Here is a 13,592-nt window from a genome sequence, read left to right on the forward strand (position 1 = left end):
TTTATAATTGTACAAGTGGTTCTCTCACTCGTTTCTTCCTTTTCTTCAAGCGTAACTTACGGTTCTTTTCGTATAAATAATGCACAACGAAATACGAAATGAGACCAAACACAACTCCTAAAATCGTCATTCCAATTAATACATACACTTCACTTTGTAATAAGCTCTTTAATATCGTAAAAATGTGACTTGAAAACAAGTCCGATATCGTAAATGGTTCATGATGAATTTTCTGTACATGAAATGGATAAATCATTTTTCCTAGCGCATACGCAAGCGGAAATAAAAATACTGGGAGAAACGATATTTTCCCAATAATATTGCCAATAACTGCCGCAGGAAAAGATCCCTTTGCTAACCTGACGATTGGATAAAATATTACATATACGAGCGATGCCGTATAAATGACTAACATTTCTAAGCCGAATCCTATAGCAAACCCTAACGATACTTTCTTTGCGCCTTCTGGCGATCGAAGCAACTTATAATATTGAAACTTTAATATTCTCCACATCCGCTGAAAAAACGAATATGTTTTCTTAGTTGTTTTCACCCTCATCATCTCTTTAACTATATTTTTATATGTAGTATGTCCTTACACACTCTGAAAAACAAATTTAGTTTTCTCTTTTATTATAAATGATATCGAAATGGTTAACTAAATATACATATGACATTTTAATATAAAAAAACCTCCCTTTTAGGAAGGCTCTTCTACATTTTTAAATAAACTCACTAATAACGCTTTTTGAGCATGCAATCGATTACCAGCTTGCTCAAAGACGATAGACTGCGGTCCATCTATAATTTTTCCTGTTACTTCTTCTTCACGATGGGCAGGTAAACAGTGTAAGAAACGATATGTTTGCTTCGCATGCTTAACAAGTTCGTTATTGATTTGGTAAGGTTGAAATAAAGAATATTTCTCTTCTTCGCCCTCTTGCCCCATGCTCATCCAAACGTCAGTATAAATGAAATCAGCTTCATTCACCGCTAATTCAGGATCATGCAAAACTTCAATTTCAGCTCCTGTTTCCTTGGCAATCGCTAACGCTTTTTTTACAATCTCTTCATTCGGTTCATATCCTACAGGCGTTGCAACAGTCATATGCATTCCGACTTTTGCACTCGCTAGCAACAATGAATGACATACATTATTTCCGTCACCTACGTAAGCCAATTTTATTCCTTTAAATGTATTTGTTTCTTCATATATTGTCATGAGGTCTGCCAATGCTTGACAAGGATGATGATCATCCGTTAAACCGTTAATAACAGGAATACTCGATTCTTTTGCAAGCTCTTCTACATCCGCGTGCGAGAATGTACGTATCATAATCCCGTCAATATACTGCGATAATACTTTCGCAGTATCTGAAACAGTTTCTCCTCTTCCCATTTGCATCTCTTTTCCACTTAAAAACATACCATGTCCCCCGAGTTGTACCATTCCCGCTTCAAAAGATACACGAGTACGAGTTGAATGCTTATCAAAAATAAGCCCTAATATTTTGCCTTGTAATAAAGGCTCTTGCTTATTCTTTTTTAAATATATAGCGAACTCAATTAAAGAAATAATTTCTTCTTTCGTTAATTCTTCTAGTGTTAAAAGATCTTTCGTATTTAATTTCGGTACTTGTACAGTTGACATGAAACTTCCCCCTTATATGATTGATACGTTTTTTGTACAAACTACTTTTTTTATTATATATACTGCCTGTTCTAACTCTTCATTCGTGACAATGAGTGGCGGTAATAGTCTTATAACATTAGGGCCTGCTTGTAATACGAGAAGTCCTTCGTTTTCTAGTTGTTCTATAAAACTTGCAACTTCATGCTTACACTCAATCCCAATCATAAGCCCTTTACCACGTATATTTTGAATACATTCGACATGCTGTAATTCCTCTTGCAACTTCTCTAATACGTACTCGCCTTTTTCTTGTACTTCTTTTAAAAACGATGGTTTTTTACTCACTTGCAATACTTCTTTCGCTGCAGCCATCGCGATGTAATTCCCGCCAAAAGTTGAACCGTGTGATCCTGCAGTAAACGACGTTCCGAGCTCTTTCCCGCCAATCATCGCTCCGACAGGAATCCCATTCCCAAGTGCCTTTGCAACGGTAACGATATCAGGCTCTATTCGCACTTGTTCATAAGCGAATAGTGTTCCAGTTCTTCCTATCCCCGTTTGTACTTCGTCTATAATAAATAAGGAACCGAACTTATTACATAATGTTTCAATCTCTTTCAAAAAAGATAGATCAGCAGGTATTACTCCTCCCTCTCCTTGAACAACTTCTACCATTACCGCCGCAACTTCTTCATTCATTACTTCCTCTAATGCTTTAATATCGTTAAAAGGGATATGTAAAAAAGATGGAAGTAATGGACCAAATCCTTCTTTCACCTTATCTTGGCCCGTTGCACTCATCGTTCCAAATGTTCTACCGTGAAAAGACTGCTGGCATGTTACGACGAGAGATTTTCCAGTATGCTTACGTGCTAACTTTAAAGCCGCTTCATTTGCCTCTGCCCCACTATTACAGAAAAACACATAATCTAATGCTCTATTTTCTGTTAATAATGACGCAACTTCTTCTTGTAAGCTGTTTGTAAACAGGTTAGATATATGCCATATATCATCAAGTTGCTCTTGTACACCTTTGAGAACAGTAGGGTGACAATGTCCTAAATTACATACGCCAATTCCTGATGTGAAATCTAAATATTCCTTGCCGTTATTATCAATAACTTTCGTTCCAGTTCCTTTTACAAACTCAATAGTTCTTCTGCCATACGTTTGAAAAAGATGACTCGTCATGCAATACTCACGCCTTTCGTTACCGTCGTTCCAATACACTCTCCCGTAACCTCAGTAAAATCTTTTGTACCATTCACAATACTTATCTTTTGCACTCCCATTTTTAATGATGCTAGTGCCGCCTGTACTTTCGGAATCATCCCACCTGTAATAACACCTGTTTCTATAAAAGTTGCAATTTCAGATTCATCCGTTTCCTTTACCAAATTCCCTTCATGTAATATTCCATCTACATCCGTAATAAAAACAAGCTCTTTTGCCCCTAACGCGGCCGCAATCCCAGCCGCAGCATTGTCCGCATTTATGTTATAAATTTCATTACCATTTACCCCGATTGGAGCAATAACAGGAATATACTCCATATTTATTAATCCTTTTAATAAAGCTGTTTCTACATAACTTACTTCCCCTACATATCCTATCTCTTCGCTGACAGGTTGAATTTGAAGTAAATTGCCGTCACACCCTGAACAACCTACCGCAAGTAAATTATGCTTTTGTAAATTCATTACGAGTTTTTTATTCGTACTTCCGCATAGCACCATTTGAACAACATCCATAACTTCTTTTGGTGTTATCCGTAATCCATCTCTTTTTTCTACGTTGATGTTACAATCTTTTAATTTGGCATCAATTTCTGGTCCACCACCATGAACAATCACTACTTTATACTTCTGTTGCAATTTCTTTATACATTCAAAAAACACATCATTTAATTGATTCAACATACTACCGCCGCATTTCACTACAATATAATCGCTCATCTTCTCTCTCCTTATGTACGATAACAAGCATTTATTTTCACATATTCATAGCTTAAGTCACAGCCCCAAGCTGATCCTGTCTCTTCACCTAAGTGTAAGTACACATTAATGACTATTTCATCTTCTTGTAACCTCTCTTTCATTTTTTCTTCAGAAAATATTTGAGGCTCACTATTTTTTAATACCGATATAGATTGAAGAGTAATGTCAATTGTGTTCGGATTAATAGCTACTTCACTTTGTCCAATACTGCTAATAATTCGCCCCCAGTTTGGGTCTTCACCATGTATTGCTGTTTTCACAAGACTCGAACCGACTATTTGCTTTGCAATTTTTTTTGCCTCTTCATTCGTTTGAGCTCCTAGCACATTTACTTCTATTAACTTCGTAGCGCCTTCACCATCTTGCGCAATTTTTTTCGCTAAATCTTCACATACCTTCTGTAAAGCACCTACGAAAGTTTCCCAATCTGTATGTTCCATATTTATCGGCCTTGTTTCTGATAATCCACTTGCCATAACGATGACCATATCATTCGTAGAAGTATCTCCATCCACCGTAATTTGATTAAATGTATGATTCGTTATTTGTGATAACGCTGTTTGCAATACGTTATGCTCTATATGAGCATCTGTCGTAATAAAACTAAGCATCGTTGCCATATTCGGATGAATCATCCCTGAACCTTTTGCAACACCCGCAATCACCACTTTCTTCCCATCAATAATCATTTCATAGCAAGTTTCTTTCGTGATAAGATCCGTCGTTAAAATTGCTTCAGAAAAAGAATATGCTTCACTTTCTTCCTTCGTCGGTATAAGAGTTGCAACCCCCTTTCGGATTATATCCATCGGCAGTGGAACACCAATTACACCTGTTGAAGCTACTGCAACGTAATTTTCTTTCATCCCAAAATGTTCCGCCCCTAACACGCGCATCTCGTATGCGTCTTGTAATCCTTGCATTCCAGTACAAGCATTTGCATTTCCACTATTAACGATAATTGCTTGTAACTTCCCTTCTGCCGTTATACTATCCTTCGTTACTTGCAAAGGGGCTGCTTGTATTTGATTCGTTGTATACACAGCGGCACATGATGCTGGTACGTCACAAACGATTGCCCCTAAATCCTTTTTCTCCTTTTTCAGACCATTTACAGTACCAATTGCCGAAAAGCCTTTCGGCGTTACAATTGAACCATTTTCTAATTTTGTAATAGACGCTACTTTAATCATCATGTCCCCCTTATAGATAAAGCGGCATATGTTGTAAACCTGTTGTCTCTTCTAGTCCCGCTATTATGTTTGCATTTTGAATCGCTTGCCCAGCCGCGCCTTTCATCATATTGTCTATAACAGAAACGACCGTAACTCTTTCAGTTCTTTCATCGTAAACTATGCCAATATCACAATAATTTGAGCCTCTCACTTCTTTTGGACTTGGAAATTTCCCTTGCGTACAAATTCGGATGAAAGGCGATTGTTCATACGTTTCTTCATACAATTTTTGAAGTTGCTTTATTTCCATCTTTTGTTTTACTTTTGCATAAAGTGTAATCATAATTCCTCGTGATATCGGTATTAAATGTGTGCTAAATGTAATTGGCTGTGATTCACTATTCCATTCTGTAAGCATTTGCTCAATCTCCGGAACGTGCTGATGCTGGTTTACTTTATAGATATGTAAGTTATCGTATAGCTCAGGAAAATGAGTCATTGTTGTTGGTGTTTTTCCTGCTCCTGATACCCCTGATTTCGCATCAATAATAATTGAATCTTCTTCAATCATGCTACTACGTATTAACGGCGCTATCGCTAGCAATGTGGCTGTAGCAAAACATCCTGGGTTTGCAATTAAATTTGCCTTTTGAATCTCAGTCCTTTTCCATTCACTTAACCCATACACTGCTTTTCTAAGAATTTCTTCTTTCGCTGCTGGCCTTTTATACCACAGTTCATATGACGAAGGATCTATCATACGAAAGTCTCCAGATAGGTCAATTACTTTTAAACCTTCTGCTACTAACTTGGGAGTTAACTCCGCCGATACTCCTGCTGGTGTTGCTAGAAATACGATTTCTGCTTCTTTCCCTATTGTCTTCACATCAATTTCTTGTAACGTATGAACGAGAACATTTCGAAGATGCGGATATACATTTGTTATACACTCACCAACTTGCGAAAAAGAATGAAGAGATGCTATCGAAAAATATGGATGTTGTTCTAATAAACGAATTAATTCAATGCCCCCATATCCAGTGGCTCCAATAATTGCGACTTTCATAAGTTCCTCCTCAAATCGATTCTTTAAATTAAGTATGATTATAATATTGTATATTTATAGAGTCAATTAAATATTTATAAATTTTAAAATCTAAAAAAACTTAATTTTATTAGAAAAATAATATACTCAACCGAATTTTTATACAAAAATAGTGCATAGTAGTTTTTTTATTTCACTTCAAGTACAATAAAACAATACATACGTACATACAGGCGGGAAAAAATATGAACGAAAAATTAATTGAGAAAATGATTATAAAAAGTTTTCAGCAATATCAATGCAGTCCAATATCAAAAGAAGATCAGGAAATGCTAGTGAAACATATTCAAACGGTGACTCATTCAAATATTGAAATTGATTTATACGAGGAGATTGAGGATATTGTTTATGATTATGTGACTGGAAAACAATAAAAAATAGGAGATTTCCATGTGGAAATCTCCTATTTTTTACTTAATGATTTACCTGCTACACGTTCAAATAAACCTGGGAATAAAGCATAAAGTTTTGGACCAATTCCCATCCACTTCGGTAAGTTTACTTCACGTTTTTTCGTGTGCATCGACTTTACGATTTGTTCTGCTACGTATGTTGGTTTTAACATGTAACGTCCCATATTCTTTACATATGTACCAGATTGATCCGCTATTTCAAAAAAGTTTGTATCTATCGGACCCGGATTAATTGCTGTAACATAAATATCTGTATTCGCTAATTCCATGCGTAAACTATTCGTAAATCCTAATACAGCATGTTTCGTTGCTGCATACGCACTTGATTTCGGAGTTGCAATTTTTCCGGCAAGTGAAGCAATATTAATAATATGTCCTTCGTTCTTGTTTACCATATAAGGTAGTACCGCTTTCGTACATGCTACTAATCCAAATACATTTACTTGGAACATATCTTTTACTTCACCCATTGACGCATCTTCAAACGTTTTAAAAATACCAAATCCCGCATTGTTTACTAATATATCAATACGTCCCACTTCTTGTAATACCTTTGAAAAAACAGACTGTACTTCCATCTCTTCACTTACATCTAATACATAATAATAGCAAGGCGTATTATAAGTTTCTTTAATTTTGTCTACTAACGCTTGTAGTTTCTCTTCTGTTCGAGCCATTAATACTGGAGTCGCTCCCTGTGCTGCAACTTGCATTGCAACTTGCTCACCAATCCCACTAGAAGCACCTGTAATGACGATTACTTTATTTTGTAAACGTCCTGTCATTGCTGTCACCTACTTTGCATAATAAATCAATTGTTGCGATGACTCATCAATCATCACTTGTTGATTATATGCTAAATAGTCCAATTGTCCAACCGTTTCTGAAATAGTAAGTGGTAATTGTTCTTTATATAATACCGGAAATAGTTTTACACATACTTCAAATGCTGTCATTGGTTTTTCCTTTAATAACTCAAGCACTTTAAAAGCACGTGTTTCTTGCTTTTGTAATCTCGTTTCAATAAGTTGTTTCACATTTAGAACATCTTCCCCATGCCCTGATAAAATGCGTGAAATATTCATTTCGCTTAAACGCTGTAATGTTTGATTATATTGTAGTAATGGGCGTGCCCGCTCTGTTTGCCCTTCATATGGCGGTTCTAGTATTGGATTCGAAGAAATATGACTAATGAGAGCATCTCCACCAATTAATATTCCATCAGATTCTCTATATAAAGAAATATGAGTAGAAGCATGACCTGGTGTTTCAAGTACTGTAAATCCAGGCAAAGAATCAATACGATCTCCTTCTCTCACAGTATGCGTTAACGATCTATTACAAGAATATTTAAGTGTCCTCGTCGTCAATAACGACTCGTCTTTCAAAAATGCTGCTGGCACACCAAACTGTAAGGCCGTCTCTCTAAAAAATTCATGATACCGCTTTAAAAATTCTGGATTTTGTGTAATCCAAGGCTCATTCCAAGGATGTCCAATAATATTCGTCTTCTCAGAAAATATATTTAAAAGTCCACAATGATCTGCATGATGATGCGTAATGACTACTGTTTCAATATCTTCTATCGTATGTCCTAATGCACCTAATTGACTTTCTAACGCATTCCTTGCCTCTTCTGTATTCGTCCCTGTATCAATTAATGTTAATGTCTCCCCCTCAACTAAAAACACATTCACAGTTTCCACTGCAAATGGTACAGGAATCTCCATTCGGTGAATCGCCGTCATGCTTAGCCCCCCTGTCTCTTTCCGGTTCAAAAATGAATACTTCTTCAGTTTACAACTTCTATATATATTTGTCATTATTTTCAGATAAAAAGAGGTGTTTCCTATAAAAAAACGAATGTATGTACATTTATAAGAATTTCTAACCAAAATTAAAGGAGGAACATCATGTCTATTCAAAACATTTCCTTTCTCGGTGCAGGCTCTATTGCCGAAGCTATTATTGGTGGCTTGTTACATGCAAATGTCGTTAAAGGTGAACAAATTACTGTAAGTAATCGTTCTAACGAGACAAGATTACAAGAGCTACATAAAAAATACGGTGTCAAAGGTACTCATAATAAAAAAGAATTACTTACTGATGCAAATATTCTTTTTCTAGCAATGAAACCAAAGGATGTTGCAGAGGCGCTTACCCCTTTTAAAGAATACATAAATAATAACGTGCTTATTATTTCATTACTAGCAGGTGTTTCTACTGACTCAATTAGAAAACTACTTCAAAAAGACGTTCCAATTATTCGTGCAATGCCAAATACCTCCGCAGCCATTTTAAAATCAGCTACCGCTATCTCCCCTTCAAAACATGCAACAGCGGAGCATATTCGCACTGCAACATCTTTATTTGAAACGATTGGTCTCGTCTCTGTTGTAGAGGAAGAAGATATGCATGCTGTCACTGCATTATCCGGAAGTGGACCTGCTTATATTTATTACGTAGTGGAAGCTATGGAAGAAGCTGCAAAAAAAATTGGTTTAAAAGAAGATGTTGCAAAATCACTTATTCTTCAAACGATGATTGGTGCTGCTGAAATGCTAAAAGCAAGTGACAAACACCCTTCTATTTTGAGAAAGGAAATTACTTCTCCTGGTGGAACTACCGAAGCAGGTATTGAAGTATTACAAGAACATAAATTTCAACAAGCACTTATTTCTTGTATTACACAGGCAACGAAACGATCACATAATCTTGGAAAAACATTAGAACAACTAACAAAAGAAAAATAGAAAAAGGAGCTCAAGTTTATTTGAGCTCCTTTTTCTATAATTACACTTAGTTATTGTTCTTCCCAAAAATCTCTTCTTGCAGGCGACGACCAGTCGGCGTTGCTGCAAGTCCACCTTCTGCTGTTTCACGAAGTGCTACTGGCATCGTTTGTCCGATTCTAAACATTGCCTCAATTACTTCATCACATGGAATTGTACTCGTTACACCAGCTAATGCTAAATCTGCTGAAATCATCGCATTCGCAGCTCCTGCTGCATTACGTTTTACACAAGGTACTTCTACAAGTCCTGCAACAGGATCACACACTAAACCAAGCATGTTCTTTAATGAAATTGCCATCGCTGTAGCTGCTTGATCTTGTGTTCCACCAGCCATCTCAACTGCAGCTGCAGCCGCCATTCCACTTGCTGAACCAACTTCAGCTTGGCATCCTCCCGCTGCACCAGAAATACAAGCGTTATTCGCAACAACCATACCGAAAGCTCCTGCTGTAAATAAGAATTCAATCATTTCTTCACGTGTAGGCTGCAATTTTTCTCTTAGTGCAAATAGTACACCTGGCACTGTTCCAGCAGAACCTGCTGTTGGTGTTGCACAAATAATTCCCATCGCTGCGTTTACTTCATTTGTTGCAACAGCTTTGCTTACTGCATCCAAAATCGTATCTCCAGATAAGCCTTTTCCGCTCTTCATATACGCTTGAACTTTTACAGCATCTCCACCAGTTAAACCAGTTGGTGATTTCACGCCGCGAATACCACGTTCTACTGCTTGCTCCATCACGACTAAGTTCTTTTCCATACCAGCAATTACTTCTTCACGTGAAATACTTCTTGTTTCCATTTCACATTGAATCATAATTTCTGCGATTTTTACATTTTGTTCTTTAGCTTGCGCCACTAGTTCCGCTGCGTTCCGAAACATGGTGTGTCCCCCCTGCAATTATTCCATAATAGTTACTTGACAAATATTTTGTTGCGCTTTTATTTCTTCAATTACTTCATCTGCTAATAATTCATCTGTTTCAATGACCATAAGCGCTCTTCTTCCTTTTTCTTTACGAGAAACACTCATTGTGCTAATGTTAATCTCATGTTTCGCAAGGATTGAAGCTACCGCTGCAATAGCACCGAAGCGATCGTTATTTACAATAAGTAGTGCTGGGCTCGTGCCTGATAATTGAAGATCGAATCCGTTTAATTCTACAACTTCAATTTTACCGCCACCAATTGAGCAAGCAACAACTTCAATTTCATCTTCACCTTTATACAAACGAATTCTCGCTGTATTTGGGTGAGGTGCATTGGCATCTTCTTCAATGAATTCCACTTCAATTCCGCGCTCTTTTGCTATTTCTAGCGCCTCTGGAATACGTAAGTCATCTGTTTCAAATCCTAATATTCCACCGATTAGTGCTACATCCGTACCATGCCCTCGATACGTCTTTGCAAATGATCCATATAACGAAATGCTTACTCTTTCTGGTTCATGACGAAACAGCTGGCGAGCAACTTGCCCCATTCTTGCTGCGCCTGCTGTATGTGAACTTGATGGTCCAATCATAACTGGACCGATAATATCAAATACTGAGCGATACTTCATCATAACTCCCCCTAAACCTCTATGAAAAAATTTATTCTACTATTCTATTAAGCTGCTACATCTGTCGCTTTTCCAGTTGTACCACGAATTTGTTCTGCTGTACGAATTGGATAGTTTTTGAATAAAAGTAATCCAATATAACCTGAAATAATACCAGTTATCATAATACATAAGAATCTTAGCATTATTTTCATTTAAAAATGATACAAGATAATCCAGAATAAAGTCTGGTAGCAATCCAAAGTTTAACACAGAAGCCATTGCAAGCATAGCATAAACAAGTGATATAACCATTCCCGCTATTCCGCCTAGACTACCTGCTGATGTTCTGAACTCTTTTAAAGAGTGGTGTACCAATTAAATCTCCACTACCTTATTAATAAAAAGCTTCTACTAAGGAACTCGCAATAGCTACACTTGCTAATCATATCGTTTAGCTAAAAAGTGAAAAAGACTTATGACAAATAATAGTAATATCTTTCCTATTATAATTCTCGTGTTACTCTCTCATGATTTAGTCAACTTCACTTGTTACGATAATGACTAAAATACATGCGGCTTATCATAAATTATAATCTGCCCTCATTATAGCTTGTTTTTTATAAAACGCTTACTTTTGTTGAATTTTAAAAGTTCTGAATAAAAGTCCATTTCTGCTATTTGTATCACTTGTATGTCATCTGACTTATATAACAGTTTTTCTAAATAATCATTATTTCGTATTTTTATCCTATATATTCAAACCATCCTAATTTTCTGTATCATCCAAGTATAAGTGTAAAATAATAACAGTTTTATTTTTAAATTTTTTTAGACATAAAAAAATGGTAACCCACCGTTACCATTTTTTACAAAATAATTATTTTTCTACTGGGAATGATTTCAAATCTGTCGCTATTTCTGTATTAGAAAACAACTCTCTAGCCTCTTTCAATAATTCCTTATATGTATCTCCTTGATAGCGAGAACTAATGTGAGTTAATATTAGTCGCTTCGCATTTGCCTGAAGTGCAATGCTCGCAGCTTGCTTAGATGTAGAATGAAAATAATCATACGCTTGTTGCTCATCTTCTGCTGCGAAAGTCGCTTCATGGACAAGTACATCTGCATCTTGCGCAAGCTCCCTACTCGCTTCGCAATATCGCGTATCACCTAAGATAGTAATAATTCTTCCTTTTTGAGGTGGGCCGATAAACTCATTTCCATTTAATATCGTGCCATCCTCTAATTCAACTACTTCACCATCTTTTAAACGTTTAAAGATTGGACCTGGTTTCACACCCATCTCAAGCAACTTATCAACTAAAAGAGCACCTTGTATATCTTTCTCTACAATACGATATCCAAAGCATTCTATACCGTGTGACAATCTTTTCGTTTCTACATAAAATTCATTATCTTCAAATACGGTACCTTCTTCTGTTATCTCCACAACTTCAAGTGGATATTTCACATGTGTCGTACTTACCGATAATGCCACTTCAATAAATTGTTTAATTCCTTTCGGTCCATACACCGTTAAAGGCGTAGTTCCTCCTTGAAATGAACGGCTACCTAATAAACCAGGCAATCCAAAAATATGATCGCCATGTAAATGCGTAATAAATATTTTTTCAATGCGGCGCGGACGTACAGATGTATGTAATATTTGATGTTGCGTGGCCTCACCACAATCAAATAACCAAGTTTGTCCTCGTTCTTCTAACAATTGTAAAGCAATTGCTGAAACGTTCCTTCCTTTTGAAGGAACACCTGCACCAGTTCCTAAAAATACAAATTCCACTTTCTTTCCTCCAGCTCTAAATATACTCTATCTCTCATCTTACGGAATGTTATTTCAAATGGCAAATTGAATTTACATAACCAAACATCTAGACAACTATATAACACGAACGTTATACTCAAAAAATTTAGCTATCGTTCGTGTTTTGTGTTAAAATAATTATACTACATTTTAAGGGAGCGTTTTATTATGAAAGAAGTATTTCGTTTACAAACTGATTTTTCATCTTCATTTGATCGCTGGGTAAGTTCTTTCGTGTCTGATCACCCAGCACAATTAGAATGGACAACTTTAAAGGAATTAATCCATGAATATACAACATCACATACAAATGATACGTTACCAGCATATATTTCTTCAGCTTTAACATATTACGCCCAACGTGTTTCAACTACAAACAGTTCAGAGATTGTTATTTTTGAAAACCCTACAATCTCGTAATCTATAATAAAAAAGCACTGGTTACAGTGCTTTTTTATTTATACTTATTTAACAAATGATCATATTCCGTCCAAAAGTCTGTATACATACTTTGATCAAACTCATCTAAAATTATCTTTTCACTTGATTTATTGAATAATTCTTTTGCCTGTAGCGCAAAAGAAACAATTTGTTTTCTATATTCATTTTCATTTACTTCTATATGAAGCCCTTCATAGTATATAGCCTTTTGATCAGTAGAAATAACTTTGACAAAATCCTTTAAAACCACATTTTCACCTATATGGTTTATAGTCCAATGAATTGAAATTGGGCATCCTAACATGAGCATAGTGCCACATCCGTGCAAAATAAGCCCCTCTTCATTTTCAATATCACAAATATATTCTTTATCTAAAGTTCGTAACAGAGCTAAAGCTGATTCACTTATTCCCCATTCCTCATCCATACCTGTTTGTGTAATAATCGTTCCATCCACATTTAAATAAATTTCCCCGTGAGAACATAAATCTTCCTGCTCATTAAACAACCACTTTTGATTCTCAATATTTATAATAAAATTTTGTGGTCCCATTACAAATTCCCCTCGTATATTAATATTTAAGCCCTATCTCAGGCTTAGTTTTACTCTCTAATAAGAGTCCAGTAATAAAGAAAATACTTGGACGTCTCAAGATATTTCTAGATAA

15 protein-coding genes are annotated in these 13,592 nt (G+C 36.1%); 3 read left to right on the forward strand and 12 right to left on the reverse strand.

Going from position 1 to position 13,592, the window contains the following annotated elements; all coding sequences use genetic code 11:
- Position 1 precedes the first annotated feature (1 nt).
- The 6 genes from MR168_RS16930 to argC form a co-directional block, all read right to left on the reverse strand.
- Positions 2-562, reverse strand: a complete 561-nt coding sequence (locus MR168_RS16930) for a DUF2062 domain-containing protein (RefSeq protein ID WP_002005691.1) — start codon at positions 560-562, stop codon at positions 2-4.
- Between the two features lie 138 nt (positions 563-700).
- Positions 701-1,651 (reverse strand): ornithine carbamoyltransferase, encoded by a 951-nt coding sequence (gene argF / locus MR168_RS16935; protein WP_000108862.1) that lies wholly within the window; start codon positions 1,649-1,651, stop codon positions 701-703.
- A 12-nt stretch (positions 1,652-1,663) separates the two neighbouring features.
- Positions 1,664-2,824 carry an acetylornithine transaminase gene (locus MR168_RS16940; RefSeq protein ID WP_063220773.1) on the reverse strand — a complete coding sequence of 387 codons (1,161 nt, stop codon included), beginning with the start codon at positions 2,822-2,824 and terminating at the stop codon, positions 1,664-1,666.
- Positions 2,821-3,588 carry an acetylglutamate kinase gene (gene argB / locus MR168_RS16945; protein WP_001286797.1) on the reverse strand — a complete coding sequence of 256 codons (768 nt, stop codon included), beginning with the start codon at positions 3,586-3,588 and terminating at the stop codon, positions 2,821-2,823. Before argB ends, MR168_RS16940 begins: the two co-directional genes overlap by 4 nt.
- An 11-nt stretch (positions 3,589-3,599) precedes the next feature.
- A complete protein-coding gene (argJ, locus tag MR168_RS16950) occupies positions 3,600-4,823 on the reverse strand; it encodes a bifunctional glutamate N-acetyltransferase/amino-acid acetyltransferase ArgJ (RefSeq protein WP_006921488.1) in 1,224 nt (407 codons plus the stop codon).
- A 10-nt stretch (positions 4,824-4,833) separates the two neighbouring features.
- Positions 4,834-5,871: an N-acetyl-gamma-glutamyl-phosphate reductase gene (gene argC, locus MR168_RS16955; RefSeq protein WP_086411636.1), complete on the reverse strand. Its 1,038-nt coding sequence runs from the start codon at positions 5,869-5,871 to the stop codon at positions 4,834-4,836.
- A 224-nt stretch (positions 5,872-6,095) separates the two neighbouring features.
- On the opposite strand from argC, the gene MR168_RS16960 reads away from it, so the two are divergent.
- Complete coding sequence (locus MR168_RS16960) at positions 6,096-6,284, forward strand: YqzH family protein (RefSeq protein ID WP_001003222.1); 189 nt, start codon at positions 6,096-6,098, stop codon at positions 6,282-6,284.
- A gap of 29 nt (positions 6,285-6,313) precedes the next feature.
- Here the strand turns inward: MR168_RS16960 and MR168_RS16965 are convergent, their stop codons facing one another.
- Together MR168_RS16965 and MR168_RS16970 are read right to left on the reverse strand one after the other, a co-directional pair.
- Entirely contained in the window at positions 6,314-7,108 is a 795-nt protein-coding gene (locus MR168_RS16965; protein WP_000147794.1) for an SDR family NAD(P)-dependent oxidoreductase, read from the reverse strand.
- Between the two features lie 9 nt (positions 7,109-7,117).
- Positions 7,118-8,071 (reverse strand): MBL fold metallo-hydrolase, encoded by a 954-nt coding sequence (locus MR168_RS16970; protein ID WP_000125119.1) that lies wholly within the window; start codon positions 8,069-8,071, stop codon positions 7,118-7,120.
- Positions 8,072-8,236: 165 nt separating this feature from the next.
- Between MR168_RS16970 and proI the strand changes: the two genes are divergently transcribed.
- Positions 8,237-9,076, forward strand: a complete 840-nt coding sequence (proI, locus tag MR168_RS16975; RefSeq protein WP_000027249.1) for a pyrroline-5-carboxylate reductase ProI — start codon at positions 8,237-8,239, stop codon at positions 9,074-9,076.
- Positions 9,077-9,122: 46 nt separating this feature from the next.
- Here the strand turns inward: proI and sdaAA are convergent, their stop codons facing one another.
- The 3 genes from sdaAA to rnz all read right to left on the reverse strand — a co-directional run bounded on the left by sdaAA (position 9,123) and on the right by rnz (position 12,462).
- Positions 9,123-10,001, reverse strand: a complete 879-nt coding sequence (gene sdaAA / locus MR168_RS16980) for an L-serine ammonia-lyase, iron-sulfur-dependent, subunit alpha (protein WP_000489461.1) — start codon at positions 9,999-10,001, stop codon at positions 9,123-9,125.
- Between the two features lie 18 nt (positions 10,002-10,019).
- Entirely contained in the window at positions 10,020-10,679 is a 660-nt protein-coding gene (sdaAB, locus tag MR168_RS16985; RefSeq protein WP_000877450.1) for an L-serine ammonia-lyase, iron-sulfur-dependent subunit beta, read from the reverse strand.
- Positions 10,680-11,538: 859 nt separating this feature from the next.
- Entirely contained in the window at positions 11,539-12,462 is a 924-nt protein-coding gene (rnz, locus tag MR168_RS16995; RefSeq protein ID WP_000397455.1) for a ribonuclease Z, read from the reverse strand.
- Positions 12,463-12,651: 189 nt separating this feature from the next.
- On the opposite strand from rnz, the gene MR168_RS17000 reads away from it, so the two are divergent.
- A complete protein-coding gene (locus MR168_RS17000; protein ID WP_000665709.1) occupies positions 12,652-12,903 on the forward strand; it encodes a DUF3932 family protein in 252 nt (83 codons plus the stop codon).
- A 34-nt stretch (positions 12,904-12,937) separates the two neighbouring features.
- Here the strand turns inward: MR168_RS17000 and MR168_RS17005 are convergent, their stop codons facing one another.
- Positions 12,938-13,477, reverse strand: a complete 540-nt coding sequence (locus tag MR168_RS17005) for a hypothetical protein (protein ID WP_048536132.1) — start codon at positions 13,475-13,477, stop codon at positions 12,938-12,940.
- Positions 13,478-13,592: the final 115 nt, after the last annotated feature.

Origin of the sequence: Bacillus cereus group sp. BfR-BA-01356 (genome assembly GCF_022663635.1) — a bacterium.
Lineage (GTDB): Bacteria > Bacillota > Bacilli > Bacillales > Bacillaceae_G > Bacillus_A > Bacillus_A cereus.

Excerpts from the sequence above, each read along its gene's own strand:
- sdaAB (WP_000877450.1), bottom strand. The coding sequence starts at position 10,679 with ATGAAGTATCGCTCAGTATTTGATATTATCGGTCCAGTTATGATTGGA.
- MR168_RS16965 (WP_000147794.1), bottom strand. The coding sequence starts at position 7,108 with ATGACAGGACGTTTACAAAATAAAGTAATCGTCATTACAGGTGCTTCT.
- MR168_RS16970 (WP_000125119.1), bottom strand. The coding sequence starts at position 8,071 with ATGACGGCGATTCACCGAATGGAGATTCCTGTACCATTTGCAGTGGAA.
- argF (WP_000108862.1), bottom strand. The coding sequence starts at position 1,651 with ATGTCAACTGTACAAGTACCGAAATTAAATACGAAAGATCTTTTAACA.
- sdaAA (WP_000489461.1), bottom strand. The coding sequence starts at position 10,001 with ATGTTTCGGAACGCAGCGGAACTAGTGGCGCAAGCTAAAGAACAAAAT.
- MR168_RS16960 (WP_001003222.1), top strand. The coding sequence starts at position 6,096 with ATGAACGAAAAATTAATTGAGAAAATGATTATAAAAAGTTTTCAGCAA.
- MR168_RS16940 (WP_063220773.1), bottom strand. The coding sequence starts at position 2,824 with ATGACGAGTCATCTTTTTCAAACGTATGGCAGAAGAACTATTGAGTTT.
- argC (WP_086411636.1), bottom strand. The coding sequence starts at position 5,871 with ATGAAAGTCGCAATTATTGGAGCCACTGGATATGGGGGCATTGAATTA.
- argJ (WP_006921488.1), bottom strand. The coding sequence starts at position 4,823 with ATGATTAAAGTAGCGTCTATTACAAAATTAGAAAATGGTTCAATTGTA.
- proI (WP_000027249.1), top strand. The coding sequence starts at position 8,237 with ATGTCTATTCAAAACATTTCCTTTCTCGGTGCAGGCTCTATTGCCGAA.
- MR168_RS17000 (WP_000665709.1), top strand. The coding sequence starts at position 12,652 with ATGAAAGAAGTATTTCGTTTACAAACTGATTTTTCATCTTCATTTGAT.
- argB (WP_001286797.1), bottom strand. The coding sequence starts at position 3,588 with ATGAGCGATTATATTGTAGTGAAATGCGGCGGTAGTATGTTGAATCAA.
- MR168_RS17005 (WP_048536132.1), bottom strand. The coding sequence starts at position 13,477 with ATGGGACCACAAAATTTTATTATAAATATTGAGAATCAAAAGTGGTTG.
- MR168_RS16930 (WP_002005691.1), bottom strand. The coding sequence starts at position 562 with ATGATGAGGGTGAAAACAACTAAGAAAACATATTCGTTTTTTCAGCGG.